Origin of the sequence: Pseudomonas guineae (genome assembly GCF_900113745.1) — a bacterium.
Taxonomy (GTDB): Bacteria; Pseudomonadota; Gammaproteobacteria; order Pseudomonadales; family Pseudomonadaceae; genus Aquipseudomonas; species Aquipseudomonas guineae.
This window is the reverse complement of sequence record NZ_FOQL01000003.1, coordinates 125,454-151,048: the sequence shown is the minus strand read 5'-3', so window position 1 is coordinate 151,048 and position 25,595 is coordinate 125,454. Positions and strand designations below refer to the sequence as shown.

Here is a 25,595-nt window from a genome sequence, read left to right as displayed (position 1 = left end):
AGCCCTACCTCTTGTTCTTCACGGCAGTGCCAAGCACTTGCAGGTAGGCAACCATGGCGTCCATTTCGCTCTTGCCTTTGACGGCGTCGCTGGCCCCGGCAATGTCTGCGTCGCTATACGGCACGCCAACCATGCGTAACGCCTTCATCTTGGCCGGGGTGTTATTGCCGTCCAGTGTGCTTTCCACCAGCCAGGGGTAGGCAGGCATCTTTGACTCCGGCACCACATTGCGCGGGTTATACAGGTGTGCACGCTGCCATTCATCTGAGTAGCGACCGCCTACGCGGGCCAGGTCTGGCCCGGTGCGCTTGGAACCCCAGAGGAAGGGATGGTCGTAGACGCTTTCACCGGCCACCGAGTAATGGCCGTAGCGCTCGGTTTCGGCGCGGAATGGGCGGATCATCTGCGAGTGGCAACCGACGCAGCCTTCGCGGATATAGATGTCACGACCTTCCAGTTGCAGCGCGGTATAAGGCTTGAGGCCCGCTACCGGCTCGTTGGTGACATCCTGAAAGAACAGCGGCACGATCTGCGTCAGGCCGCCGATACTCACGGCCAGGACCATCATCAGCGCCATTAGGCCGATGTTCTTCTCGAGTATTTCGTGTCTCATCAGTGAGCTCCCTCAAGCGAAAACTGCGCAGCGGCGTCCATTTCAGCCGCCTGGGTATGACGCACGGTTTGCCAGACGTTCCAGGCCATCACCAACATGCCAGCAAAGAAGATCGCGCCGCCGATCACCCGCACGACAAAACCGGGGTGGCTGGCTTCCAATGCTTCGACGAAGGAGTAGGTGAGGGTGCCGTCTTCGTTGACTGCACGCCACATCAGGCCCTGGGCGATGCCGTTAACCCACATCGAGGCGATGTAGAGCACGGTGCCGATGGTGGCGAACCAGAAGTGCACGTTGATCAGGCCGATGCTGTGCATCTCGTCGCGGCCAAAGACCTTGGGCAGCATGTGATACAGCGAGCCGATGGACACCATCGCCACCCAGCCGAGTGCGCCGGCATGGACGTGGCCGATGGTCCAGTCGGTGTAGTGGGACAGGGCATTCACGGTCTTGATCGCCATCATCGGGCCTTCGAAGGTCGACATGCCGTAGAACGCCAGCGATACCACCAAAAAGCGCAGGATCGGGTCGGTGCGCAACTTATGCCAGGCGCCCGAGAGGGTCATCATGCCGTTGATCATGCCGCCCCAACTGGGGGCCAGGAGAATCAGCGACATCACCATGCCCAAGCTCTGCGCCCAATCGGGCAGGGCGGTGTAATGCAGGTGATGAGGGCCGGCCCAGATGTACACGGCAATCAGTGCCCAGAAGTGCACAATCGACAGGCGATAGGAGTACACCGGACGACCCGCCTGCTTAGGCACGAAGTAATACATCATGCCGAGAAAACCGGCGGTGAGGAAAAAGCCCACGGCGTTGTGGCCGTACCACCACTGAATCATCGCATCGGTCGCACCGGCATAGGCCGAGTAGGACTTGGTCAGGGTGACTGGGACTTCCAGGTTGTTGACCAGGTGCAGCAGGGCCACGGTGAGGATAAAGCCACCGAAGAACCAGTTGCCCACATAGATGTGGCTGACGTTACGCTTCATTACCGTGCCGAAGAAAACCACCGCGTAGCTGACCCAGACAATGGTGATCAGAATGTCGATCGGCCATTCCAGCTCGGCGTATTCCTTGGAGCTGGTCCAGCCCATCGGCAGGCTGATCGCTGCCAGGACAATCACCAGCTGCCAACCCCAGAAGGTAAAGGCGGCGAGCTTGGGCGCGAATAGCGTGGCCTGCGAGGTGCGCTGCACGGCGTAGTAACTGGTGGCGAACAGTGCGCAACCGCCGAAAGCGAAGATGACCGCGTTGGTGTGCAGCGGGCGTAGGCGCCCAAAGCTGGTCCACGGCAGGTTGAAGTTGAGTTCGGGCCAAGCCAGTTGCGCGGCGATAAACACGCCGAGCCCCATCCCGACAATGCCCCATACCACTGTCATGATGGCGAATTGGCGCACCACCTTGTAGTTGTAGGCGCTGCTGCTGGTTGTGTTCCTGGTTGTGTTCATCTGTGCGGGCTTCCATCCACGGTTATAGACCGATCATCGAAAATCAGCGGCTGCGGACCTGTACGATCTGTTCCGCAGTCCAACTGATTTTTTAAGCGAGGCAAGCATGAGCAAAGGGCGCGAGGCAGGTATTGACGAGGATCAATGTCAGCAAGGTCAGGACGGAGGCAGTTGGTTGTGGGATCGCCCGGTAGGCGAGCCGCGCGCGACCTTGATCCTGGCCCATGGTGCAGGTGCGCCGATGGACAGCGCGTTTATGCAGGAAATGGCGCAACTGCTGGCTGCGCGCGGAATTGCGGTGCTGCGCTTTGAGTTTGCTTATATGGCGGCGCGGCGTTTGGACGGCAAAAAACGTCCGCCTAATCCACAGGCCAAACTGCTCGAGCAATGGCGCGCGGTCTATCTGCAAGTGCGCCAACAGGTCGCAGGACCATTGGCCATCGGTGGCAAGTCGATGGGCGGACGCATGGCCAGCCTGCTGGCTGATGAGTTAAACGTGGACGCGTTGGTGTGTCTGGGTTATCCCTTCTACGCCGTTGGCAAACCGGAGAAACCACGGGTAGCGCACCTGGCCGAGTTGCAAACGCCGACACTGATCATCCAAGGCGAGCGTGATGCCTTGGGCAATCGTCAGGCGGTTGCCGGCTATAACCTGTCGGAGTCGGTCAGGCTGCACTGGTTGGTCGCCGGTGATCACGACCTGAAACCGCTGAAAAGCTCAGGCTTTACCCATCAACAGCACCTGCTTAGTGCCGCTGATGCGGTTGCAGCTTTTCTCTGCCGATAACCGCGTGCTGGGATAATTAGGCCGATTGAATGCTATTCCTACTAAAACACTAGGACTTTGCCGGCGCTGGCGAGTGGCGTACACTGCGCCCATGTTTGCGAGGAGTTGCCATGAGCACCATTATCATTACCGACGCTGCCCACGATTATCTGGCTGATCTGCTGAGCAAGCAGAACACCCCAGGCATCGGCATTCGCGTGTTTATCACCCAGCCAGGCACCCAGTACGCCGAAACCTGCATTGCCTACTGCAAGCCGGGCGAGCAGAAGGCTGAAGATACTGCCTTGGGCCTGGCTACCTTCACCGCTTGGATTGACGCCGTTAGCGAGCCGTTTCTCGACGATGCTGTGGTCGATTACGCCACCGACCGCATGGGCGGCCAGCTGACCATCAAAGCACCGAACGCCAAAGTGCCGATGGTTAATGATGACAGCCCACTTAACGAGCGCATCAGCTACTACCTGCAAACCGAGATCAATCCCGGTTTGGCCAGCCATGGCGGTGAAGTTAGCCTAATCGACGTGGTTGAAGATGGTATTGCGGTGCTGAAGTTCGGCGGCGGCTGCCAGGGCTGCGGTCAGGTCGACCTGACCCTTAAGGAAGGCATCGAAAAAACCTTGCTGGAGCGTATTCCTGAGCTCAAAGGCGTGCGTGATGTGACCGATCACAGCATCAAGGAAAACGCCTACTACTAAGTAGATGGCCATAAAAAATGCCCGCGCACTGCGGGCATTTTTTATGGTGCTGGTTGTTTGATAAAGCGCTGGTTCGCGGAAACAGTGCAGTCATCACTTATGTACGGCTTATACGGCGCTCCAGTACTGCGGTCGCCCGGGCCCGTAGCTGCCCGCAGCCGCCATCAATATCCTGACCCGCCGAGTTGCGTACCTTGGTCAGTACGCCACGGCTGTGCAGGTAGCGCACGATTTGCACGATACGGTCGCCCTCGGGGCGTTGGAACTCGTCTGCTTCCAGGCTGTTGTAGGGGATCAGGTTCATGATCGCGTACTTGCCCTTGAGTAGCCGCAGGATGCCGTCCATTTCCTCTTGGCTGTCATTGATGCCCTTGAGCAGTGTCCATTGGTACTGGATCGGATAGTCGATTTTCCGTGCGTATATTTCACCCAGCTCAACCAGTTCTTCAGGGTCAATTCGCGGTGCGCGCGGCAGCAGCTGCTGGCGCAGTTCGGCATCGGTGCTGTGCAGCGATAGCGCTAGGGCCGGTTTGACTTGCTGCTGCGGCAAGCGCTCGAATACCCGAGGGTCACCCACGGTGGAGAACACCAAGTTGCGTTGACCAATGCCGCCCTCTGTGCCGAGTAGGTTGATCGCCTCCAGCACGTTGTCGAGGTTGTGTGCCGGCTCGCCCATGCCCATAAACACCACTTTCTTTACCGGGCGAAAGCGCCGGGCTAGGGCCACCTGAGCAAGAATCTCAGTGGTGCTCAGCTGGCGCAGCAGGCCGCTCTTGCCGGTCATGCAGAATACGCAGCCCACCGCGCAACCGACTTGGCTGGACACGCACAGGCCATCGCGCGGCAGCAGCACGCTTTCCACCATTTGCTTGTCGGCCAAATCCACCAGCAGGCGTGCCGAGCCATCTGCAGCAGGGTGTTCGGAGCTCAAACGGGCCAGAGCGTCGAGTTCGCGGCTCAGCTCGGGCAATGCGTTACGCACCGCCAACGGTAGAAAGTTCTCGGTTTTCTGATTACGCGTACCCGTATCCAGCGGCTTGCCGCCCAGCCAGGCACGGGTAATCCGCCCGATGTGCATAGGCTTGGCACCGAGGTCGGTAAGGCGCTGGTGGAATTGGTCAATATTCATGGGGCGCGCATGCTATCACCGGTCAGGCGGCGGCGGTATGCGTTGAACTAGACAAGCGTTGAGCGGATACAAAATGGCTTAGCCTTTGCTCAACCTGTGCCTGACACTCATACTAGCGGCCTGATAAGCCTGACCCAGCTGTGCGGAGCGGTAGATGAAATTTATACACCAGCGCGAACACCTCAATGAAGACGACGTCGTCGAGATTGTATGCTCGCAAACCTGCAATATTCGACTGATGAGCGATGCCAATTTCCGCAGCTTTAAGAATGGCGGCCGCCACACCTACCACGGTGGCGCATTTGACACCTTTCCGGCGAAGATCACCGTACCTAGCAGCGGTTTCTGGAATATCACCATAGATACGGTGACCCGAAAAGCCATCAGCGTAACGCGCAAGCCGACGCTTAAGCACTCGATCAAAATCGTTCGCAAGTCGACGTCACGCTTGAGCTGATGCTTGGTTTGCCGGTACCAATAGCCTGCACGACAGCAGGTTATTGAGCGGTTCGTCGAACCCCCTCATGCATAAAAACCTTGTTCTTATTGTCAGCGGTGTACAAATGGACTAATCGGTGGATAATCGCTTACCCATGTTGCTCGCAGACGCCTGATTATTATGCGCTCACTGAAAACTGTCCTGATCTGGATGCTAATGCTCGCCCTCCCGGCGCAGAGCATGGCGGCTATCAGCATGCAGTTATGCGCAGTTACGCAGTCCAGTGGCTCGGCGGCTCAAGATGATCCGCAAATGGCTGCGCATCATCCAGGCGCCATGCTCATGCCCCAATCTGCCGTTGCTGATCACGCTGTGCATCACGCCAGTAACCTCGACAGTTCAGACACGGGTGCGCCTACCGCGGATAACAGCCTGTGCAGCCTCTGTGCGTTCTGCGTCGGTGCTGTGACCCTCAGTTCGTTGACCAGCAGTGCTTCCCCGTTGCACGCCATTGAGCCCTCGATGGCACGCCTGAATCAGTTTGTCGGTTTTATCGCCGAAACCCCGGAAAGACCCCCCCGCCTGTTTCTCGCCTAAGCCAAACCATGCGTTGACGTACCGGCCTAAGTTTAAGCCGTTTTGCGTACTCCGTGTATTTAGCTCATAGCGGTCGCTCGCCTGTCCTACGCAGGCAACGCCGCTGCATGCGAGATGTTTCGATGAAGTGTTGTCTTTTTTTTCGTCAGCAGGCGCTTGCCTGTCTGGTGTTGCTACTTCCCGTCGGCGCTTGGGCTGAATTGCCCGATCCGCTTGACAGCACGGCTGCCACCACGGCCCTGGACTATCAATCGCCGCTCAAAACCTACCAAGGTTTTCGCGAGCAACCGCTGCAAAACTGGCGCGAGGCTAATGACCTGGTGGGTCGCATCGGTGGCTGGCGCACCTATGCCATGGAGCCCTGGGAACAGCCGAGCGAAAGTGCGCCTGCGCCCTCTGCAATGCCGATGGGGGATAACCCGCATGACCATCATTGAGGCGCGACCTATGACGCTCTTTTCACGCGCTAAGGGCGGATTGCTCTTTGCATTGCTTGCGCTGCTCGGCGGTTGCGCCAGCTTTACCCCGGATGGCGGCTTCACAGCCGTGGAGCAGGCTGGCGCGCAACTGGATAAACAGGTGGTGTGGGCGAAAACCCCAGAGCAGCGCAGCCAGCTGGCCGATCGCGTCGCTGAGTTGTTGGCGCAGCCGCTGACGGTAGAAACGGCAGTGCAGGTTGCCTTGCTGAATAACCGCAGCTTGCAGGCCAGTTTCGACGAGCTGGGCATCAGCGAAGCCGAGCGTGTGCAGGCGGGGCGTATCCCTAACCCTGGGTTTTCCTTCGGCCGGCTGGAGAAAGGCACCGAGGTGGAATATGAACGCGGTCTGCATATCAACCTGGCGCGCCTGATTGCCATGCCGCTGACCTCCGGCATGGAGGCCAAGCGTTTCGAGCAGGTGCAACGGCAAACCAATCTAGCCCTGTTTGAATTGGCTACACAGACGCGCAAGGCCTGGTATGGCGCAGTAGCGGCGCAGGAAAGCTTGGGCTTTATGCGCCAAGTGATGGACTCCGCTGAGGCGGGTGCTGAACTGGCACGGCGCTTAGCGGCAGTGGGCAACTACACCCTGCTGCAGCAGGCGCAGGAGCAGAGCTTTTACGCCGATGCCGGCTTGAATTTGATTCGCGCTGAACAAGCACGGGTGCAGGCGCGTGAGCAACTAACGCGGTTACTGGGATTGTGGGGCGAGCAGATCGATTATCGCCTGCCTGAGCGTCTGCCGGAGTTGCCGGCTATGGCCGAGCAGCTTCCAGATGTTGAGCGCCTAGCGATGGCGCAACGCGTGGATATTCAGGCCGTGCGCCTGGACGCCGAACGGCTGGCCAGCAACCTGGGACTCAGTAAAACCACGCGTTTTATCAACGTGCTGGAGCTGGGTGTAGTGAGCAACCGCTCAAACGAGGAGCCAACTCAACGCGGTTATGAGATCAGCGTCGAGTTGCCGCTGTTCGACTGGAGCGGGGCCAAGGTCGCCAAAGCCGAGGCGCAGTACCGGCAGATGCTTAATCGCGCGGCCGCGACGGCGGTCAATGCCCGCTCACAGGTGCGCGAAGCGTACCTGGGCTATCGGGCGGCCCATGACATCGCGCGGCATTACCGCGATGAGGTGATACCGCTGCGGGCGCGTATCGCCGAAGAAAACGTCCTGCAATACAACGGCATGTTTATCAGCACCTTCGATCTGCTCGCCGATGCGCGCAAACAGATCCTCGCGGTCGATGGTTACCTGCAGGCGCAGCGTGACTTCTGGACGGCCAAGGCCGATCTGGATATGGCCATGTTAGGCACTCCCAGCCTGTCAACCAGTATGGCGGTCACCACCGTTAGCGACGAGCCCGCCGGGCACTGATCAAGGATATTTCCCATGGTTTCACGACGTGATTTTTTCCTCGGTGCCAGCGCTATAACCGCCGCTGTCGCCACCTCTGCCGTTAGCCGGGTTTCGCTGGCAGGTATTCCCGAGGCTGTGTCGCAGAGCAGTGCCGACACCATGCCGCCTTTACAGCCGCAAAGTGGCCGCCCCTATAACCCGGTGGTCACGCTCAACGGCTGGACACTGCCGTGGCGCATGAACAACGGCGTCAAGGAGTTCCACCTGGTTGCCGAGCCCGTGGTGCGCGAGCTGGCGCCCGGTTATAAGGCGCATTTGTGGGGCTACAACGGCCAGTCACCGGGGCCGACCATCGAGGTGGTGGAGGGCGATCGGGTGCGCATTTTCGTCACCAACAAGCTGCCCGAGCACACCAGCATTCACTGGCATGGCCAGCGCCTGCCCAACGGTATGGACGGGGTGTCGGGGCTGACCCAACCGGCAATTCCGGTGGGCAAAACCTTTGTCTATGAGTTCGAGGCGCGCCGCCCCGGCACCTTTATGTATCACCCGCATGCCGATGAGATGACGCAGATGGCCATGGGCATGATGGGCTTTTGGGTCACCCACCCCAAGGGTCATCATCCGCTGATCAGTGAGGTCGATCGTGATTTCTGCTTCCTGCTTAATGCTTACGACATTGATCCGGGTGCCCATACGCCGAAGATCATGACCATGCTTGATTTCAACTTGTGGACCTTCAACAGTCGCATCTTTCCCGGTATTGATCCGCTGGTGGTGCGCCATAACGACAAGGTGCGGATCCGCGTCGGCAACCTAACCATGACCAATCACCCCATCCACCTGCATGGTCACGAGTTTGAGGTGACCGGTACTGATGGTGGACCGACACCTGTTGGCTCGCGTTGGCCGGAGGTCACCACCGACATTGCCGTGGGGCAAATGCGCCAAGTCGAGTTCCTCGCCGATGAGGAGGGCGATTGGGCGTTCCATTGCCACAAGAGCCACCACACCATGAATGCCATGGGCCATGACGTGCCGACGTTGATCGGTGTCGATCATCGCGGCATGACGCGCAAGATCGCCAAAATCATCCCGGACTACATGGTGATGGGTGAGCGCGGCATGGCCGATATGGCAGAAATGCAGATGCCGCTGCCGGCCAACACCGCGCCGATGATGACCGGTGACGGTCCCTTCGGTTCAGTGGAAATGGGCGGCATGTTCAGCATGCTCAAGGTGCGCAAGGACCAGCCCGCCGGTGATTACCGCGACCCCGGTTGGTACAAGCATCCAGCCGGCACGGTGGCTCATGAATGGACAGGCGAGCTGGCTAAACCGGCGCGCTCAAGTGAGGCGGGTGGGCAGTCGATGCCGCTTAAACAACCGCTTAGCGAGCCGGTCGAAGTGCAGGTGCGTAAGCCCAGCGGGCATGACGGCCATTGATTGACCCAGTAGCGGCACTAGCCGCTCTAACGCTGCATATGCAGCCTGTAGCTTATTTGAGGTGTTAATGATGAATGGATTTATAAACCTGAGTGTCCTGATTCTGGGCTTTGCCGGCATCGTTGCGGTCAGCCCGGCCATGGCGCATAGCGAGAAACACACCCAGCCTAGCGCTGCCGTAATCAAAGAGCAGAAGGACTGGGGCATCGCCGGAGACCGCGAGCAGATCACGCGCACCATTGAGATCGGCATGAGCGACCAAATGCGTTTTAGCCCCGATCAGCTGGAAGTTAAACAAGGCGAGACCATCCGCTTTGTACACCGTAATGCGGGCAACATGATGCATGAGTTTGTGCTCGGTACTCAGGCTGATCTGGATGCGCATGCGGCCATGATGGTCAAGTTTCCCGGTATGGAACATGACGAGCCCTATATGGCTCATGTCGCTCCAGGGCAGGACGCAGAGATTATCTGGACCTTTAACCGCGCAGGCGAATTTGAATTCGCCTGCCTGATTGCCGGTCATTACCAGGCCGGTATGGTCGGTAAAATTCGCGTGCTGGCGGAATAACGTTTTACCCAATCGAGAGGAATCAAAATGAAAAAGCTATTAAATGCGATCGCTATGGTCGGTATGTTGAGCGGTCCAGCCCTCACCACTGTTCAAGCCGCTGAAACAGCGTCCAGCAATGCCGTGGCCATGAGCCAGGCAGAGGTGCGCAAAATCGATTCGGCTAACCAAAAAATTACCCTGCGCCATGGCCCGTTAGCCAACCTGGGCATGCCGCCGATGACCATGGTGTTTACCGTGCAGGATGCCACTCAGCTTGAAGGGCTGAACGTCGGCGACAAGGTGCAGTTTGTTGCGCAGCAGCAAGGCAGTCAGTTTGTCGCAACCGAGTTGCAGCCTGCGCAATAAGGGCTGGATGGGGCTGTTATACGGCCCCGTTTGCCTATTCAGGCCCTCGCGCAGCGTTCGCTCAAGTGGGCGATGTTCGCCTGAACACTGCCGCCAGGCACTCTTGCTGCTTTATCAGCTGGCGCCAGCACAGACACTGATTCTATTGCCGGCTTAAGTGTTGCAGCGTACAGACCGGCAGCCTTGACGCGACGGATTATCTTTAATGAAACGCTGAATATCGCCTGAGTTCATTGTTGATGAGCTCAGGCGATACCTTTTCATCATGACAAGGCTAATAGCGGCGCTTGGCATTATAAGTTTCAGCGCCGAGCAAATTTTTGCTTGACCTTGCCGCGATGGTAAGGCCGAAAGTTGAATCATCAACCATTGCTCTTAAAGGAGCGCGCGATGACTACCTTCGAAGTAAAAGACATGACCTGCGGACACTGCACAAACGCTATTACCCAGGCCGTGCTGGCCTTAGACCCAGCCGCCAGCGTGCTAATCGACCTGCCATCACACCGGGTGAAAATTGAGTCGGCATGCGCCGAAACTGATCTTAGCCAAGCTATTGAGAAGGCCGGCTACTCCCCAGTTGCGACGAGCATAGTCCCGGCACCTTCAGCGCCGATCAAGAAGAGCAAGGGCGGTTGCTGCTGCAATTAAGCAGTGCCAACTCAGCACGTTGACACCGATCAATACGGCCCGACCATTCAGCCCTAAGCTGATCCCAATTCCAATGGAGAAAGCCATGAACACTAAACAACTTATCGCCACCCTGGGACTTGCTTTCGTTGCCAGCGCCCATGCTGCGACTCCGATCACGCAGGGCAGCCAACCGGTTCCGGCTGCCTCTGCCGTACAACCTGATGACGCGAAGATTGAGCAGCAGACCAAAGCCATGCAGGACATGCACGAAAAGATAATGGCGGCCAAGACGCCCGAAGCGCGTGCCGCTTTGATGCAGGAAGGCATGACCTCGATGCAGAGCGGCATGACGATGATGGGGCACATGCGCCGTGGCATGGGTGCCGGGATGGGCAGCCATATGGGCGGCATGGGCATGTCCAATGGCATGCAAATGGACTGTACTAACCTAGATAAGCACATGGACATGATGGACGCGATGATGCAACTGATGACGGACCTGCAAGCGCCTGCCAAGCAATAAGGCGGTCTGTCACCACCCCTTTGCCAAACCGGGATAGATGAACGCATGGACACCAACGCGAGCACGAACCACGACGAGCACAGCGAGCAGAAACCGGCCGGTTCATCCGAGATGCCGGTGCTGAAGGATCCCGTATGCGGCATGACGGTCACCGCTAAGTCGTCGCACCATGTCGAGCATGCGGGCAAGCCTTTCTACTTCTGTAGCGCCAAGTGCCTGGCTAAGTTCAGCGCCGAACCGGATCAGTTCACGCAAGCGTCAAAGTCGGCTCCGGTTGCTGCGCAGGAACCGGCAGGACAGGCAAGCACGGCTTACACCTGCCCCATGCACCCGGAAATCCTTCAACATCACCCAGGCAGTTGCCCGAAGTGCGGCATGGCGCTAGAGCCGCTTGTTCCCGAGCTTGACGATGACGAGAGTCCCGAACTCGCCTCTTTTACCCGGCGTTTTTGGTGGACGTTACCGCTGTCCTTAATCGTCATGATGCTGGCCATGTTTGGCCATCAGCTCCGCTGGTTCGACATGGCTACCCAGAGTTGGATCGAGCTGGTCCTGTCATTGCCGGTGGTGTTATGGGCGGGTTGGCCATTCTTTGTGCGTGGCGTGCAGTCTGTCATCAAGCGCAGCCCCAACATGTGGACGCTGATCAGCCTGGGTACCGGGGCGGCCTTTATCTACAGTGTGGTAGCGACCGTGGCGCCCGGTGTATTCCCGTCTTCATTTATTTCGATGGGGCGCGTGGCGGTTTACTTCGAAGCGGCCGTGGTGATTATTTCCCTAACGCTGTTCGGCCAGTTGCTGGAGCTGAAGGCGCGCTCGAAAACCTCAGCGGCGATCAAATCCTTGCTCGGCCTGGCCCCTAAGACGGCGCGCCGGGTTAACGCCGACGGCAGTGAAGAAGACATCCCGCTGAGTAACGTGCATGAGGGCGACAGCCTGCGCGTGCGGCCGGGCGAGAAGGTGCCGGTGGATGGCGTGGTACTCGAAGGTAGTAGCTCTTTGGATGAGTCGATGCTCACCGGCGAGCCCTTACCCGTGAGCAAGCGCGCGGGCGACAAGCTTATCGGCGCCACGCTCAATACCAGCGGCGCCTTACTGATGCGCTCCGAGCACGTCGGCTCGGCCACCGTACTCGCGCAGATCGTGCAGATGGTGGCGCAGGCGCAGCGCTCCAAAGCGCCAATGCAGCGCATGGCCGATACCGTGGCCGCCTACTTCGTTTATGGCGTGGTCGGGGTCGCGTTGCTGACGTTCTTTGCCTGGGGCTTTTTCGGCCCGCAGCCAAGTTGGGTCTATGGGCTGATCACAGCGGTAACGGTGCTGATCATTGCCTGCCCCTGCGCACTCGGCCTGGCCACGCCGATGTCGATCATGGTCGCCACAGGCCGTGGTGCCACCCAAGGCGTGCTGTTTCGCGATGCCGCCGCCATCGAAAACCTGTGCAAGATCGATACGCTGATCGTCGACAAGACCGGCACGCTGACCGAAGGTAAACCGGCGTTTGAGCGGGCGCTGGGCGTCAACGGCTTCGATGATGACGAAGTATTGCGCCTGGCCGCCAGCCTCGATCAGGGCAGCGAGCACCCTTTGGCCGCCGCCATCGTCAACGCCGCGCGTGAACGCAAGCTGGACCTGGAAAAAGCTGAACAATTCGACTCCGCCTCGGGTATCGGCGTTAAGGGTGTTGTGGGCGGCAAGTCCCTGGCTATTGGCAACACGGCATTGATGGCGCAGTTGGGCATCGATGTGGCGTCGTTGGCCAGCCAGGCCGAAGAGCTGCGCGGGCAGGGTGCTAGCGTCATGCATCTGGCGGTGGACGGCAAACTGGCAGGGCTGCTGGCGGTTTCCGACCCGATTAAGGCGACCACCGCAGATGCCTTGGATTCGCTACGCAAGTCGGGGCTGCGCATCATCATGGCCACCGGCGATGGCCTGACTACGGCAAAGGCCGTGGGCAAGCGCTTGGGCATCGAGGACGTGCACGGCGAGGTCAAACCGGCAGACAAGCTGCAACTGGTCGAACGCCTGCAGAAAGAAGGTTGCATCGTGGCGATGGTGGGTGACGGCATCAACGATGCGCCGGCGCTGGCCAAGGCCAATGTCGGCATTGCGATGGGCACCGGCACCGACGTGGCGATGAACAGTGCGCAGCTAACGCTGGTTCAAGGTGATTTGCGCGGTATTGCCACCGCGCGGGCGCTGTCGGTGGCCACCGTGGGCAACATGAAGCAAAACCTCACCTTCGCCTTTGTCTACAACATGCTGGGTGTCCCGCTGGCCGCTGGCGTACTGTTTCCGTTCACTGGTTGGCTGCTATCGCCAATGATCGGCGCCCTGGCGATGAGCTTAAGTTCAGTCTCGGTGATCAGCAACGCCCTGCGGCTGCGCTTCACCGCACTCAAGCCGGACTCATCCCCCTCCAAAAAAACTGAATCGAGCTGATTGTTTTCGACGAACCTGACTGTTCGCTGTGGGCCGACCCGCCTCTGCTCAGGCGTCATAAGCGGTAAGGCTCCACCTTCCACCACGCAGGCAATAGGTCTTTGACCTTGCTCTGGCCGAAACGATCATCCAGCAGATACACCACACCCTGATCATCGGTGGTGCGGATCACTCGGCCTGCGGCTTGCACCACCTTCTGTATGCCAGGGTATAGATACGCGTAGTCATAGCCATTCTCTTTGCCGAACATCTTCTGCATGCGCGCTTTGACTTCTTCATTGACCTCGTTAATTTGCGGCAGCCCAAGGGTGGCGATAAAGGCGCCGATCAAGCGTTTGCCGGGCAGGTCGATGCCTTCACCGAAGGCGCCGCCGAGCACGGCAAAGCCAATCCCTTCGGAGTGCAGGGTGAAGCTGTCGAGAAAACTCTGGCGCTCGCCTTCGTTCATACTGCGTGTTTGCACGCTGGTGGGAGTGTTCGGGTGCAGTGTTCGGAATAGCTCGCGCACCTGTTCCAGATAGGCATAGCTGCTGAAAAACGCCAGGTAATTGCCTGGCTCATGCTGGTATTGTTCGGCCATCAGCCGGCAAATAGGCGCCAGACTCGACTCACGATGCTGGTAGCGGGTCGACAGGTTGCGCACCACGCGCACGCTGAGTTGCTCGGCGGCAAAGGGTGAGGCCACGTCGATCCACTGTGCTTCGTGCGGCAGGCCGAGCAAGTCGCGGTAATAGTTATCCGGGCGCAGCGTGGCCGAGAACAGCGTGGTGGTATGCGCATCGCTGAAGCGACTGGCGAGAAACGGCGCGGGCACCACGTTGCGCAAGCAGAGGGTGGTGTCGATGCTCAGCGCCTGCTCTGTTTGCCGGGTGATATCAAACAACGAGTGTGGGTCGTAGGCTTCGCTCAAGCGGCAGAACAACATGGCATCCAGATAAAACTGCAGCAGGACGCGGTCGTTGCCGTTGGGCTGTTCGCTCAGGTGGTCGGTGATCGCGCTGACGGCTTTTTGCAGGGTCGCGACGAACAGCTCGGGCACCAGCGGATAAATCTGGTAATCCCCTTCTTGAACTCGATTGAGTTGCTCCCAGTGTCGGCTGACGCGCTGCAAGGCGCTGCGTAAACCCGCCGGCGCGCGTTGGCAGAGCTGGTGGAACAGCCCTTGATCAAGCTCGGCGGTGTACATCCCGCGAGCACGGTCGACCAAGTTGTGCGCCTCGTCCACCAGCACCGCGATGCGCCATTCATTGAGTAGCGTCAGGCCATAGAGCAGGGCGTTCATATCGAAGTAGTAGTTGTAGTCACAGACCACCACATCGGCCCAGCGGCAAAGCTCTTGGCTCAGGTAGTAGGGGCACACTTGATGCTGCAGGGCGATGCGCCGAACCTGCTCATGGGTTAGCCAGCTTTGTTCAAGAGCCGCTAAACGCGCGGCGGGCAGACGGTCATAAAAGCCTTTGGCCAGCGGGCAAGATTCGCCATGGCAGCTTTTGTCCGGGTGCTCACACGCCTTATCACGTGCCACATGTTCTAGCACCCGTAGCGGTGCGTCTTGCGCCTGCTCGCGCAGGCTGTGCAGAGCGTCTAGGGCTAAGCGCCGACCGGGGGTTTTCGCGGTGAGGAAGAACAGCCGATCCAGTTGCTGACCGGGCATTGCCTTGAGTTGCGGGAACAGCGTGCCCAGTGTCTTACCGATGCCCGTGGTGGCTTGCGCCAGCAAGGTGTGACCGTCACGGGCGCCGCGATAGACCGCCTCGGCCAGTTGCCGTTGCCCGTGCCGGAAGGTCGGGTAGGGGAAACTCAGGGTCTCTAGGTAGCGGTCACGCCGTTCGCGATGGGCGTGCTCCTGCAGTGCCCAGCTCAAAAAATGCTGGCACTGCTGCGCGAAGAAGACTTGCAGTTGATCGGCGCTGTGCTCTTCGACAAAGGCATGCTCGGCGTGGCTCATTACGTCGAAATACACCACCGCCAGCTCGACTTTTTGCAAGTTGAACTGCTGGCAGAGTAGCCAGCCATACACCTTGAGCTGCGCCCAGTGCAGCAGCCGATGATTGGCCGGGATGCGGCTGATGTCGCCGCGATGGGTTTTGATCTCTTCTAGGCGATTGGCCTCGGGGTCATAACCGTCAGCGCGGCCACTGACCAATAGCGTTTTATAGCTGCCGCTCAGTGGTAGTTCGGCCAGGTAGTGTTCACCGCGCCGGCCGACCACAGTCTGGTGCCCGGCCATGCCTTCTTGCGCCGTGGGCGATGGCGTGAAGCGCAGATCAAGATCGCCCTGTTTGGCGGTGAACTCACACAGCGCGCGCACCGCCACCCGATAACTCATGCCGCCTGCCAGCTGACGTAACACACGTCCACGGCAATGCCTTGCTGCGCGGCGAAGGCCAACCAGCGTTTCTGGTTGTCTTGCAGGCGATCGCCGGGGCCTTTTACTTCGATCATGCGGTAGCGCTGCTGTTGCGGGTAAAACTGGATCAGGTCGGGCATGCCGGTACGATTGGCTTTGAGGTCCAACAGCATGCGCCTGAAACAGGCCTGTAGATGCTGCGCCGGGATGCACTGCAGGGCCATCTTCAGCAAGGGCTCATCGAGCAGCGTCCAGAATACAAAGGGCGATTGGATGCCGAATTTATCGCGGTAACGCTCAAGCAGCAGTTGCGCATAGTCGGGCTGCTCAAGGCGCGCCAGACACGCCTCGAACAGCACTTGGCGACGCGGATAGAACTCCGCGCTGTACAAATCTACGGGGCCGTTGTGGAACGGATGAAAGAACGCTCCCGGCAGCGGCGCGAAAATCGCATCCCAACAGAGCAGGCCGAACAAGCTACAAAGCAGAGTGTTTTCCACGTAATGCACCGGCGCATCGTCCTGATGCAGGTGATCACGCACAGCGATTTCCACACTGCCTCGTTCCGGTAAGGGTAAGACCAATTCGATGCGTGACTCTGCGACTGCCTTGGGTCGCTTCACCACCGGCAAACCTAACGTGCGACCCAGGCGGTTAAGGGCGCGCTCAAGACGCTGACTTTCTTCATCACTGCTGGGCAGTTGGCTGAAGGCGCTTGCCCGTTGATGCGCCTCAGCATGCCGACCTAAGGATTCCAGCACCCGAATCTGCCGCCAGCGCGCCTGACCGTGCTCGCTGCGCGGATAAAGCGTTAGGGCAAGTTCCAGCTCGCTTTGTTTTTCCACGTGCTGAGCGATTTGAAATAACAGCCGCGATTGTCGGCTGCACAGATAAGGGTTGCTCGATGAGAACGCCAGCAGCGGCGCTAGAATCGTCTCGAAGGCTTCGCCTTCCTCGAAGCGCACTCGCAGTTCACGTAAATGCAGGTAGTCATCAATATCTTGCCGAGACTGAAAGCCGCGTGACTGCGGGCTAATGTTCACCGCCTCGTAGCGGTAGATGCCCAGATCTGCCAAAACAAACTCGGACCAGTCTTGAGCTAGGTTGCCAAAAAACATCAGGCGCAGGCGGTCGCACAACGCGCCCACCAGCACGCTTAATAGCTGATCATCCAGAGCAGGGCACCAGTCAGTGAAGGTCTGCGTGGGTAAGTCTTGCGCTAGCAACTGCTCGACCAGCTCGCTCTTCTTCTGCGCGGCGCGTTGCCCAGGCATGGGCAGGTGCAGCAGCAGTTCATCCTTGCGTAGCAGCTCGACAATTTCGGCCGGCGCCAGCGGCGCTTGGTCAGTCAGCCAGCCGAGTTCGAGCAACGGTTTGGCGGTGCTTAGGCAATCGCCCAGTTCCGGGTAGTCGAGCTTGCTCAGACGAAAGTGACAGCCGCGGCGCATGATCATCCGCACTAGCAGCGCTTGGGCCTGCCACTGCAGATGGTGGAAAGCCGCAATAAACGCTTGCTCCTCGGCCGTCAGCAAATCGGCATAGCGCTCGCCCACCCAGGCGAGCGCAGTACGGAAGTTGCTGAGGTAATAAAGTTCAGGAGGGAGCGGGGTGGGCATGGCGGCATCACTGTATTCTTGTACAGGATTGTCCGCGTTGTAGCGGGATTGATCAACCACCTAGGGTGCAGCCTTTTCAAGGCATGTTGATGGGTATTGTGCATACGAACCCCGGTAAGTTGAGCGCTGTACTGCAGTCTCTGAGCGGCGCTGATTAACGCTCGCCCAGAGATTGCCAGCCCTCAGGCGTGCGCCGCTCAAGCCTGTTTACGCAGTCGCCATCAATGCGCAGCAGATGAAGCCAGCCGTTTATAACGAGGTCACGGACCGCAGAATGCTCGGCGATGACGTTATCAATCAAGCTTTGCGGCGCGTCAATAATCACGGTCAACCGCAGTGGTCGATGCACCCAGCGCTTGCCGTTATGCAGCGACTGGTGCGCCAGGCCGATACGCAGGTCGCCGCCGTTGCCTTCGAATACCCCAATGCAACCGCCGACAACGTTGTGCAGCACCTTGTTGCCGCTGCCAAAGCGCAGGTTGTCGGTGGTGGAGGTCAGGTACTGCAGGTTGATCCAGTGCGCCACCACCATAGGCGCGGTCATGATCAACTCCAGCACCTTGCCATCGGCATCCTGACGCCAGTCGTAGTCATGCAGGAATACGCGCCCCTGCAGGTTTTGACCGAGGGTCCGTGAGCGCGGCGCGGCGATAAACCCCGCATTACCGGCCAAGCCCCACTCTGGCCGGGTCTGCGCCCAGTCAGTGGCACGCTGGCGTAGGCTGCTCAACAGCTTTGCGGGCTTTTCGCTCAGGTGCGCGAGCCCTAAAAGACTGGCGCGTTCGCGCCGCGCGATGACACCGGCATCATCGAGTGCCTGACGCAGAGTCAGCCACGCTGGCTGCAGTGCAGCCGGCAGCGCTGTGTTGTCAAATACCTGAATCTCGTCGGTGCTGGTGTTGTGCAGCCCTGCCAGCACACAGCAGTCTGTTGGCAGGTGGATACCCTGCTCGCGAAGCAGGCAGCGCACGTCGGCGTCATTGAGCAATTCGGCCAGTAAGCGTGCATTGATCTCGCCACTCTGGCCGCAACAGGCACCGCAATCCAATCCGGCTGCCTGCGGATTGTTGGCGCTTTGGCTACCATGCCCCAGCAGTAGCACCAGCGGCGGGAAATCCTGGGTCAGGCCCATTGCGCGCAAGATACGCGCTGCCACACTCACACGCTGTTCAAGCTCAAGCACCGGGAGAGTAGGTCTCAACTGCTGCCATTCATGCGGCCGTAAAGCCATGCGATCAGGCGCGGCCGGGCGAGAGAAGAGACCGCCGACGCGTCCAAGCAGTGCACCGGCATAGCCCACGCCCAGCGCCTCAACCAATGTGAAGGTCGAAGCAGGCAGCCGCTCAAACAACTGCCAGCGCCCGGCGCGCTGCAAACGGGTTTGTCGCTGGTTGGCCAGGCGCAGGTCGCGGGTGGCATCGCCGGTGCTGTCCGTAGCGGTTAATTGGGCCGCCAGCAGTCCAGGCAGTTGCGGTCGCGTGGTCTGAGTGCCCAGTGGGGTGTAGGCGATCGGTAGGCCAAAAAAACCGGCGAATCCGCTGGTCTGCACCTGCGGGCTGACCTGCTCAATGGCACGTCGCATCACCTCCGAGCGCACATCGATGCAGAAATACACGCGTGCCACCGGGGAGCTATAAGCCTGAGCGGCAGGGGGCTGGCACAGCAGCCCTTGCAACTGCTCCTGCCAGGCCAGTTCTTCGGCCCGCTGCCATACCTGCAGCGCCTGCCAGCCCGGCGAAGGTGACGCACTGCGCGCAGCCTGCCATGCCAGGCGCCAGGCGCTCCAGCGGCTGTCCGCATCACGCCGGCGGTCGTCCACTAGCCACTCCCAGGCGGCCCGGATCGCCAGTAATTCCATGAGTATGGGGGCGTCGCCCGCTTGCAGGCGCGCCTGCCAACGCAGGTAGGCACACCAGGATGCCCAGCCAAGGCTGCGCAGCAACAGGCAGTCGAACCATTCGGCTAGCTCATCCTCGGCAAGCCCCAAGTGCTGCACAGCAGTCTGTAAGGCTGCGTGCGGTTCAAGCGGCAGCTGAGCAATCCGCTCACTCAGCGCGCTGCAGGCGCTTAGCACACTCAAGCCGCGATCCTGCACCATGGCCGAACGCCAACTCTGATAAAGCCCATGCTGCGCATCAGGTCGCCAGTCAGCCTGGTTTTCATCGAACCAGGCCGCGCAGCACTGGCCTATTTGCTGGGTAATTAACGCGGGCCAACCGGGTAGGGTGATTTGGGCCTCAGCCATGTCTTCGAGCAACGGCAGGCGTTGGCTATTGCTCGGCGACTCATGCAGTAATTGCAGCAACTGCTCGGGTGTCCAGGCGAGCGATGTTTCGGTCAGCGCCTGCTGGAGATGACGCTCGGCTATGCGTGCCTCCTCCCAGGCTGCTCGGTAGTCAGTTGCGGTCAGCGTTAGGCCGCTGCCAGCGCGCCTGTGAAGTTGCTCAGCGACTGTGGCCCAGGGCTGGTCACGCCGCTCCCACAAAGGGTTGACGGCGATCATGCGGTCTAGCGGCCAGGTCGGTGCAATGCGTTCGCAAGCCTCGCGGGCGAGGGTATTTAGGACGTCCTGATCAAGGCTAAGTCCGTGTTCGAATGCGCTCATTGGCTGTCTCCAGTTGCGTCAACGGAACTCGGTGCATGGCGTACCGGCCACAGGCGGAAAGTCAGACGGGTAAAGTGTTCATCCAGATAAAAACCGGCAAAGGCCAGGGGATACAGCCGCCGCGCTAATGCGCCATTGGGGCGAGTGATGATCAGCCCCTGAAACACATAGAGCGTGACGAACAGCAGCAGCGCCAACAGCCCCAGGTAATGCTGCAGAACGCTTGGCGCAGGGCTGCTGCCCAACACGTGGGCGGCGGCGAGGTGCCATAAGAGGTAGAGGCCGAGTACCAGTGTGAGCATGCCCAGGCTGTGCCACGCACCGCTCAGGCGCAGGCACCAGGGGGCCAGGCCAATGGCCAGGATGACCAGCGCCATGAGAGGCAACGAGTGGGCCGGCAGTAGCATGTTCCAGAGACCATGCAGCAGCGCGACCCAAAGCGTGGCCAGACCAAGCGCCAGCAACACTTGTTGCAGCCCAAGCGCTGGACGCGGGTCACACAATGCTTGGCGTCGCACCTGGGTGACCGTTTCACCTGCACCGAGGAAGGCATAGGCCTTGTACAGCGAGTGGGCCAGTAGGTGCACCAGCGCCAATTCATAGAGGCCCAAACCGCACTCGAGTAGCATCAAACCCATCTGTGCACAGGTGGACCACGCCAAACGGACCTTGATGCTGATGCGGGTCATCATCACTAAGCCTGCGAGTACCGCCGTCCCGCCGCCGACCACCACTAACAAGGTCTGCGCCGTGGGGGCGGCTGACAGCAAGGGGGCGAAACGCAGCAACACAAAGCCGCCCAGGTTGACTAGGCCGGCATGCAGCAGCGCTGAGACCGGCGTGGGCGCTTCCATGACCTGAATCAGCCAGCCGTGTAGCGGTAACTGAGCGGATTTTAGAATCACCGCCAACACCAGCAGCACGGCCGCCAGTTGCAGGTCCCAGCCCAAGGTGGCGTTTGCTTGCAGGCGCATGGCGACCTCATCGAGGATCACCGTAATCGCGCTGTCGCCGCCTGCGCGCACCAGCAAGAGGGTCGCCATCATTAAGCAAATATCAGCCAGGCGGCTGGCAATGAACTTCTTGTGCGCCACCACCTGGGCCATGGGGCGGTCGCGATAGAAGGTCAGTAACTGATGCAGGCACAAGCTGGAGGTAATCCAAGCGCCGACCACTACGAACAGGTCGCGGCTGGTAACCACGAGAGCCACCGCAGCCAGCGTGCCAAGTAGCGCTAGAACGTAGCGACGTTGACCCGGCTCACCCTCGAGGTAGCGTTGCGAGAAGTCGATGATAACCAGCGCGAGTAGGCTGATCAGGGAGGCCATGGCCAGACCCAGCCGATCGTTTTCACGTCCGTCCAGCGTGGCCTGCAGTAGCGCTAACAGCACTAAGGCAAAGCCCAGGTAGCCCGCGATTCGCGCGGGCCACCAGAAGCGTGCAACTGGCGAGTTGGATGCACTCATGGCCACAGGTAGTAAAGCCAGCAGGTAAAGCCAGGGCAGCAAGGTACTCAATTGAGAAAGCAGAAAAGGCATTAGAGAACCTCCGCAGATGGTCGGTAGGTTCAGTCTCTAGCAGTTGCTTTTTTAATTAAAATAGATTGAATAGAACTTAATTATCTTAAATAAAGAACGAATCATGCGTCGGCTGAACTTTCATCACCTGCACTATTTCTGGGCCGTGGCCAAGGAAGGCAACCTGACCCGCGCCGCACAGTCGCTGCATGTCGCTCAGTCGGCGCTGTCGAGCCAGATCCGCGCCTTGGAAGATCAACTCGGCTATGCGCTGTTCATCCGTTCAGGCCGCAACCTGCTGCTCACCGAGGCCGGTCGCCTGGCGCTGGATTACGCAGAAAGTATTTTCGCCCTGGGCAATGAATTACAAATGACCCTACAGGGTGCCCAACAAGCCAATCAGCCACTTCGCATTGGCGCGGTGGCCACGCTCTCGCGTAACTTCCAGGAGAACCTGCTGCGGCCTTTTTTGGGCCGCCGTGATGTGCGCATAACCCTGGAGTCGGGCAGCTTGGGCGAATTGCTGGAGCGCCTCGCACTGCACAAGTTGGACATCGTGCTCAGTAATACGCCGGTCAGTTCGGATGCCCAGCGGTCTTGGCGCTGTCGGCTGTTGGATCGCCAGTCGGTGTGTTTGGTCGGGCCACCGCGTATTGATCAGCCACCTTTCGACCTGCTCCGCGACCTCAATCAGGTGCGCTTAATCGTGCCAGGCCGTAGCAGCGATATTCGCAGTCAGTTCGAGCTGTTCTGCGATAGCCAGGGCTTAAACCCGATGATCTGCGCTGAGGTCGATGACATGGCCATGCTACGCCTGCTGGCGCGCGACTCCGGCGACGTTGCGCTACTGCCGGCGGTGGTTGTGCAGGATGAATTACAGGCGGGCGTGTTACAGCTTTATGCACAAATCCCAGAGATTGCTGAGCAGTTCTTCGCGGTAACCCAGCAACGGCACTTCAACTTGGGGATTCTCGATGAGTTGTTATCGGCTCATTGAGCATGATGACGTCGTGATTCAAGCCCTTTCAGTCGCGCCAGCACTGGGGTTTGCTTGCATCGAGCAGGCGCAGAGCCCGCTCAGTGCGCCCAGTCTACTCGGCGGGCCAGGCGCTCAAAGCCCATGTCCACCACCACGGCCAGCATGCCTACGACCACCGCGCCTTGCAGTACGTAGGCGGTGTTGAAGCCGCTCAAACCGACGATGATGGGTGAGCCCAACGTTTTGGCGCCTACGGTGGAGGCAATGGCTGCGGTGCCAATATTGATGATGACTGAGGTGCGCACACCTGACAGCCACACCGGCATGGCCAACGGCCCCTCGACCTGACGCAGGCGCTGCCACGGCGACAGGCCCATGCCATTGGCCGCTTGCAGCACGGGCGCAGCCACGGCTTGCAGACCTGTGATCGTGCCCTGTACCACCGGCAGCAGCCCGTATAACGCCAGCGCGATCAAAGCGGGCAGTTCACCAAAGCCCACCGCCGGCACCGCCAGTGCCAACACGGCCACTGGTGGCAGCGTTTGCCCCATGGACACCAGCGTTTCCAGCACCGGGCGAAAGGCCCGTCCTGCGGGGCGGGTTACCCAGATCCCCGCCAGAGTGCCCACTAGTACGGCGGCCGCGCCCGATGCGCCCACCAGCAACACGTGTTGCCAGAGTAATTGGGTGAACGGCTCCTGGCGGTATACCGGGCGTTCCAACTGCGGGAACAGGCTGGCGAATAGCGCTTCGCTGTGGGGCAGGCCGAACACCAAGGCCGCCAGCAGCAAGACGGCCCAGAGCAGCTTGTCGCCCAGCCAGGCGTAGCGCGGCTTAAGCATGCTGCCCCTGGTCATCGCTTAACGGCAGAGAGCCAGTGTGCCGGCGATTGAATAAGTCGGTCGCGTGCAGAACCCCCGCGTGCGCGCCCGTATCGTCCAGCAGGTTGAGGCTCTGGCAGCCGTGCAATGCCAGGGTCGAAACGGCTTCGCGCAGGCTGGCGCTGGCAGGCAGAAAGGGCGTGCTTTGTGGCGCCTCAACGCGTGCCAGGCTGCCTGCGCTCTGCAGTGACAACAGCTTGATGCCGACGTCGCTGCGGCCGATAAAGTCAGCCACCTGCTTATTGGCGGGCTGGCTCAGCAGAGCCAACGGTGAGCCGACTTGTACAATCCGACCCTGCTCCAACAACACGATCTGGGTGCCCAGGCGCAGTGCCTCGTCGATGTCATGCGTGACCATGACGATGGTCTTGCCCGAGGCTTGATGAATGCGCTTCACCTCGTCCTGTAAGGCCGTGCGAATAAGCGGGTCCAGCGCGCCGAAGGGCTCATCCATCAGCAGCACCTCCGGGTCGCCCGCCAACGCGCGCGCCACGCCCACACGCTGCTGCTGACCACCCGACAACTGGTGCGGGTAGCGCGGGCCGTAGGTGGTAGGGTCAAGGTCAAACAGGCTCAGCAGCTCGGTCACACGGGCGGCAATGCGCTCGGGTTTCCAGCCGAGCATGGTTGGCACCACGCCAATATTGCGCGCCACCGTCCAGTGCGGAAACAGCCCCACCGACTGAATCACATAGCCCATGCGCAGGCGCAGCTCACGCAGCGGCATATGCACCATGTCCTGGCCGTCCAACGCTACAGTGCCGGTGTCGGGCTGCTCCATGCGATTGATCATTTTCAGCAAGGTAGATTTGCCCGAGCCCGAGCCGCCAATCAACACCACCAGCTCACCGCTGCCAATGCGCAGACTCACATCATCGAGGGCTTTAGGCGCATCAGCCGTATGGCCATAGGTTTTCGAAACGTTTGCAAATTCAATCAATGCGCCGACTCCATGTTGGGGGTGGCTGGGCGGGTGCGGGCGATCAGCAGTTTGAACACGCCGTCCACCAAAACGCCCAGCGCGACGATGGGCACCACACCGAGCAACACCAGATCCTGGGCGCTGCTGAACAAACCTTCAAACATCAGGCTACCCAGGCCACCCGCGCCAATCAGCGCCGTGACTGCGGCCAGGCCCACCGCCTGAATGCTGGCGATGCGCACACCACTCAACACCACGGGCAGTGCCAGCGGCACTTGCGCCTGCCAAAACAATTGCGCCGGTGAAAAGCCCAGGCCTTGGGCGGCCTGTGTCACTGCAGACGGCACCTGCGCCAGCCCGGCCAGCGTGCCACGCACCACCGGCAACAAGCTGTACAGCGTCAGCGCCAACACCCCTGGCGCCAGGCCTACGCCACTGATGCCGGCGCGGCCTAGTGCCGGCCAGCTCGCGGCCAACCAGGCCAACGGCGCCATCAGCAGGCCAAACAGCGCAATCGAGGGGATGGTTTGGACGATATTGAGCAACGGGAACATCGCCCGTCCCACACGTACGTAGCGGTGGGTGGCCCAACCGAGCGGCAGGCCAATGGCCAGGGTGAAGAGCAGCGCCAGCGCGACGATCTGACAATGGCGCGCAATCACGCCCCAGTACTCATCGCTGCGATTGGCGTATTCCTTCATGATCGATAACTCATCGGCACCGCCGCTGACCAGCATGAGTCCCAGCGGTAGCAAAACCGCCGTAGCCACACCCAGGCGTGCCAGTGTGCCGGCTCGCAGCGCTTGCAGTGCATCGGCCAACACCAAGCCCAACAGCAGCCACACCAGCCACAGACCACTGCCCAATGCCGTGCGGGCAAACGGCGTGCTTGCCTGTACCACCTGGGTGGCGTGGTTGGCGGCCTGAATGCCGAGCCCCACCGCCAAGACGGTTGCCGCCACTACGGTCAGCCACAAACAGATGCGCCTAGGCGGTGCTAGCGAGAGTAATAGCAACCCGATCAGCAAGACGGCCAAACCCCATGCCGAGCCTTGCAGCAAGTCGAAAAATGAGACCGCCTCACCTGACACCAGACGATTGGGCGCCACCCGCACCAGCGGCAGGCTCCATAAAGCAACCACAGCCAACAACGTGAGGACGGCTTGGGCCGTTCGCCAGCGAGGGTGGGCCGCTGGGTTCGAGATTCTAACCACGGTTATT

Annotated in this window: 23 protein-coding genes; 13 read left to right on the top strand and 10 right to left on the bottom strand. The window is 59.9% G+C overall.

Annotation, left to right across the window (positions count from 1 at the left end; all coding sequences use genetic code 11):
• Window positions 1-4: 4 nt before the first annotated feature.
• Both ccoO and ccoN read right to left on the bottom strand, forming a co-directional pair.
• Window positions 5-613 (bottom strand): cytochrome-c oxidase, cbb3-type subunit II, encoded by a 609-nt coding sequence (gene ccoO / locus BMZ32_RS12145; RefSeq protein ID WP_090242348.1) that lies wholly within the window; start codon window positions 611-613, stop codon window positions 5-7.
• Window positions 613-2,064 carry a cytochrome-c oxidase, cbb3-type subunit I gene (ccoN, locus tag BMZ32_RS12140; protein WP_090242346.1) on the bottom strand — a complete coding sequence of 484 codons (1,452 nt, stop codon included), beginning with the start codon at window positions 2,062-2,064 and terminating at the stop codon, window positions 613-615. The genes ccoO and ccoN overlap by 1 nt, the downstream gene beginning before the upstream one ends.
• A gap of 106 nt (window positions 2,065-2,170) precedes the next feature.
• Between ccoN and BMZ32_RS12135 the strand changes: the two genes are divergently transcribed.
• A complete protein-coding gene (locus BMZ32_RS12135; protein ID WP_090242343.1) occupies window positions 2,171-2,851 on the top strand; it encodes an alpha/beta family hydrolase in 681 nt (226 codons plus the stop codon).
• A 110-nt stretch (window positions 2,852-2,961) separates the two neighbouring features.
• Complete coding sequence (nfuA, locus tag BMZ32_RS12130; protein WP_090242341.1) at window positions 2,962-3,546, top strand: Fe-S biogenesis protein NfuA; 585 nt, start codon at window positions 2,962-2,964, stop codon at window positions 3,544-3,546.
• Between the two features lie 97 nt (window positions 3,547-3,643).
• Here the strand turns inward: nfuA and BMZ32_RS12125 are convergent, their stop codons facing one another.
• Entirely contained in the window at window positions 3,644-4,675 is a 1,032-nt protein-coding gene (locus BMZ32_RS12125; protein ID WP_090242338.1) for an RNA methyltransferase, read from the bottom strand.
• Window positions 4,676-4,829: 154 nt separating this feature from the next.
• Between BMZ32_RS12125 and BMZ32_RS12120 the strand changes: the two genes are divergently transcribed.
• The 10 genes from BMZ32_RS12120 (at window position 4,830) to BMZ32_RS12075 (ending at window position 13,504) form a co-directional block, all read left to right on the top strand.
• Window positions 4,830-5,132 (top strand): DUF1883 domain-containing protein, encoded by a 303-nt coding sequence (locus BMZ32_RS12120; protein ID WP_090242335.1) that lies wholly within the window; start codon window positions 4,830-4,832, stop codon window positions 5,130-5,132.
• Between the two features lie 324 nt (window positions 5,133-5,456).
• Window positions 5,457-5,711: a hypothetical protein gene (locus BMZ32_RS19345; RefSeq protein WP_139213956.1), complete on the top strand. Its 255-nt coding sequence runs from the start codon at window positions 5,457-5,459 to the stop codon at window positions 5,709-5,711.
• A gap of 122 nt (window positions 5,712-5,833) precedes the next feature.
• Window positions 5,834-6,148 (top strand): hypothetical protein, encoded by a 315-nt coding sequence (locus tag BMZ32_RS12110; RefSeq protein ID WP_090242331.1) that lies wholly within the window; start codon window positions 5,834-5,836, stop codon window positions 6,146-6,148.
• Window positions 6,149-6,158: 10 nt separating this feature from the next.
• Window positions 6,159-7,562, top strand: a complete 1,404-nt coding sequence (locus tag BMZ32_RS12105; protein WP_090242329.1) for a TolC family protein — start codon at window positions 6,159-6,161, stop codon at window positions 7,560-7,562.
• A 15-nt stretch (window positions 7,563-7,577) separates the two neighbouring features.
• Window positions 7,578-8,990 (top strand): multicopper oxidase family protein, encoded by a 1,413-nt coding sequence (locus tag BMZ32_RS12100; RefSeq protein WP_090242327.1) that lies wholly within the window; start codon window positions 7,578-7,580, stop codon window positions 8,988-8,990.
• A gap of 70 nt (window positions 8,991-9,060) precedes the next feature.
• Window positions 9,061-9,561 (top strand): cupredoxin domain-containing protein, encoded by a 501-nt coding sequence (locus BMZ32_RS12095; protein WP_090243055.1) that lies wholly within the window; start codon window positions 9,061-9,063, stop codon window positions 9,559-9,561.
• A gap of 27 nt (window positions 9,562-9,588) precedes the next feature.
• Window positions 9,589-9,909, top strand: a complete 321-nt coding sequence (locus BMZ32_RS12090) for a copper-binding protein (protein ID WP_244153963.1) — start codon at window positions 9,589-9,591, stop codon at window positions 9,907-9,909.
• Window positions 9,910-10,299: 390 nt separating this feature from the next.
• Window positions 10,300-10,557: a heavy-metal-associated domain-containing protein gene (locus tag BMZ32_RS19645; RefSeq protein WP_090242325.1), complete on the top strand. Its 258-nt coding sequence runs from the start codon at window positions 10,300-10,302 to the stop codon at window positions 10,555-10,557.
• 85 nt (window positions 10,558-10,642) lie between these two features.
• Window positions 10,643-11,062, top strand: coding sequence for a hypothetical protein (locus tag BMZ32_RS12080; protein ID WP_208598715.1), 420 nt, complete (start codon window positions 10,643-10,645; stop codon window positions 11,060-11,062).
• A 45-nt stretch (window positions 11,063-11,107) separates the two neighbouring features.
• Window positions 11,108-13,504, top strand: a complete 2,397-nt coding sequence (locus tag BMZ32_RS12075; protein WP_425272877.1) for a heavy metal translocating P-type ATPase — start codon at window positions 11,108-11,110, stop codon at window positions 13,502-13,504.
• Window positions 13,505-13,559: 55 nt separating this feature from the next.
• Here the strand turns inward: BMZ32_RS12075 and BMZ32_RS12070 are convergent, their stop codons facing one another.
• The 4 genes from BMZ32_RS12070 to BMZ32_RS12055 all read right to left on the bottom strand — a co-directional run bounded on the left by BMZ32_RS12070 (window position 13,560) and on the right by BMZ32_RS12055 (window position 21,613).
• The gene (locus tag BMZ32_RS12070) at window positions 13,560-15,833 is read right to left on the bottom strand and encodes an ATP-dependent DNA helicase (RefSeq protein ID WP_090242323.1); all 2,274 of its coding nucleotides are present in this window, start codon (window positions 15,831-15,833) and stop codon (window positions 13,560-13,562) included.
• Window positions 15,830-17,470: a VRR-NUC domain-containing protein gene (locus tag BMZ32_RS12065; protein WP_090243047.1), complete on the bottom strand. Its 1,641-nt coding sequence runs from the start codon at window positions 17,468-17,470 to the stop codon at window positions 15,830-15,832. Before BMZ32_RS12065 ends, BMZ32_RS12070 begins: the two co-directional genes overlap by 4 nt.
• 154 nt (window positions 17,471-17,624) lie before the next feature.
• Complete coding sequence (locus BMZ32_RS12060) at window positions 17,625-20,075, bottom strand: YbcC family protein (RefSeq protein WP_090242320.1); 2,451 nt, start codon at window positions 20,073-20,075, stop codon at window positions 17,625-17,627.
• Complete coding sequence (locus tag BMZ32_RS12055) at window positions 20,072-21,613, bottom strand: NADH-quinone oxidoreductase subunit L (RefSeq protein ID WP_090242318.1); 1,542 nt, start codon at window positions 21,611-21,613, stop codon at window positions 20,072-20,074. Before BMZ32_RS12055 ends, BMZ32_RS12060 begins: the two co-directional genes overlap by 4 nt.
• A gap of 103 nt (window positions 21,614-21,716) precedes the next feature.
• On the opposite strand from BMZ32_RS12055, the gene BMZ32_RS12050 reads away from it, so the two are divergent.
• Window positions 21,717-22,589, top strand: a complete 873-nt coding sequence (locus BMZ32_RS12050) for a LysR family transcriptional regulator (protein ID WP_090242316.1) — start codon at window positions 21,717-21,719, stop codon at window positions 22,587-22,589.
• Window positions 22,590-22,669: 80 nt separating this feature from the next.
• Here the strand turns inward: BMZ32_RS12050 and BMZ32_RS12045 are convergent, their stop codons facing one another.
• Genes BMZ32_RS12045 through BMZ32_RS12035 form a run of 3 tightly spaced genes read right to left on the bottom strand, consistent with a single transcriptional unit; the run spans window position 22,670 to window position 25,516 of the window.
• Window positions 22,670-23,413 carry an ABC transporter permease gene (locus BMZ32_RS12045; RefSeq protein WP_090242313.1) on the bottom strand — a complete coding sequence of 248 codons (744 nt, stop codon included), beginning with the start codon at window positions 23,411-23,413 and terminating at the stop codon, window positions 22,670-22,672.
• A complete protein-coding gene (locus BMZ32_RS12040) occupies window positions 23,406-24,392 on the bottom strand; it encodes an ABC transporter ATP-binding protein (RefSeq protein WP_090242311.1) in 987 nt (328 codons plus the stop codon). The genes BMZ32_RS12045 and BMZ32_RS12040 overlap by 8 nt, the downstream gene beginning before the upstream one ends.
• The gene (locus BMZ32_RS12035; protein WP_208598714.1) at window positions 24,389-25,516 is read right to left on the bottom strand and encodes an ABC transporter permease; all 1,128 of its coding nucleotides are present in this window, start codon (window positions 25,514-25,516) and stop codon (window positions 24,389-24,391) included. The genes BMZ32_RS12040 and BMZ32_RS12035 overlap by 4 nt, the downstream gene beginning before the upstream one ends.
• Between the last annotated feature and the right edge of the window lie 79 nt (window positions 25,517-25,595).

Bases quoted from the DNA above. Each gene is read 5' to 3' on its own strand.
- ccoO (WP_090242348.1), bottom strand. From the start codon at position 613: ATGAGACACGAAATACTCGAGAAGAACATCGGCCTAATGGCGCTGATG.
- ccoN (WP_090242346.1), bottom strand. From the start codon at position 2,064: ATGAACACAACCAGGAACACAACCAGCAGCAGCGCCTACAACTACAAG.
- BMZ32_RS12135 (WP_090242343.1), top strand. From the start codon at position 2,171: ATGAGCAAAGGGCGCGAGGCAGGTATTGACGAGGATCAATGTCAGCAA.
- nfuA (WP_090242341.1), top strand. From the start codon at position 2,962: ATGAGCACCATTATCATTACCGACGCTGCCCACGATTATCTGGCTGAT.
- BMZ32_RS12125 (WP_090242338.1), bottom strand. From the start codon at position 4,675: ATGAATATTGACCAATTCCACCAGCGCCTTACCGACCTCGGTGCCAAG.
- BMZ32_RS12120 (WP_090242335.1), top strand. From the start codon at position 4,830: ATGAAATTTATACACCAGCGCGAACACCTCAATGAAGACGACGTCGTC.
- BMZ32_RS19345 (WP_139213956.1), top strand. From the start codon at position 5,457: ATGCCCCAATCTGCCGTTGCTGATCACGCTGTGCATCACGCCAGTAAC.
- BMZ32_RS12110 (WP_090242331.1), top strand. From the start codon at position 5,834: ATGAAGTGTTGTCTTTTTTTTCGTCAGCAGGCGCTTGCCTGTCTGGTG.
- BMZ32_RS12105 (WP_090242329.1), top strand. From the start codon at position 6,159: ATGACGCTCTTTTCACGCGCTAAGGGCGGATTGCTCTTTGCATTGCTT.
- BMZ32_RS12100 (WP_090242327.1), top strand. From the start codon at position 7,578: ATGGTTTCACGACGTGATTTTTTCCTCGGTGCCAGCGCTATAACCGCC.
- BMZ32_RS12095 (WP_090243055.1), top strand. From the start codon at position 9,061: ATGAATGGATTTATAAACCTGAGTGTCCTGATTCTGGGCTTTGCCGGC.
- BMZ32_RS12090 (WP_244153963.1), top strand. From the start codon at position 9,589: ATGAAAAAGCTATTAAATGCGATCGCTATGGTCGGTATGTTGAGCGGT.
- BMZ32_RS19645 (WP_090242325.1), top strand. From the start codon at position 10,300: ATGACTACCTTCGAAGTAAAAGACATGACCTGCGGACACTGCACAAAC.
- BMZ32_RS12080 (WP_208598715.1), top strand. From the start codon at position 10,643: ATGAACACTAAACAACTTATCGCCACCCTGGGACTTGCTTTCGTTGCC.
- BMZ32_RS12075 (WP_425272877.1), top strand. From the start codon at position 11,108: ATGGACACCAACGCGAGCACGAACCACGACGAGCACAGCGAGCAGAAA.
- BMZ32_RS12070 (WP_090242323.1), bottom strand. From the start codon at position 15,833: ATGAGTTATCGGGTGGCGGTGCGCGCGCTGTGTGAGTTCACCGCCAAA.
- BMZ32_RS12065 (WP_090243047.1), bottom strand. From the start codon at position 17,470: ATGCCCACCCCGCTCCCTCCTGAACTTTATTACCTCAGCAACTTCCGT.
- BMZ32_RS12060 (WP_090242320.1), bottom strand. From the start codon at position 20,075: ATGAGCGCATTCGAACACGGACTTAGCCTTGATCAGGACGTCCTAAAT.
- BMZ32_RS12055 (WP_090242318.1), bottom strand. From the start codon at position 21,613: ATGCCTTTTCTGCTTTCTCAATTGAGTACCTTGCTGCCCTGGCTTTAC.
- BMZ32_RS12050 (WP_090242316.1), top strand. From the start codon at position 21,717: ATGCGTCGGCTGAACTTTCATCACCTGCACTATTTCTGGGCCGTGGCC.
- BMZ32_RS12045 (WP_090242313.1), bottom strand. From the start codon at position 23,413: ATGCTTAAGCCGCGCTACGCCTGGCTGGGCGACAAGCTGCTCTGGGCC.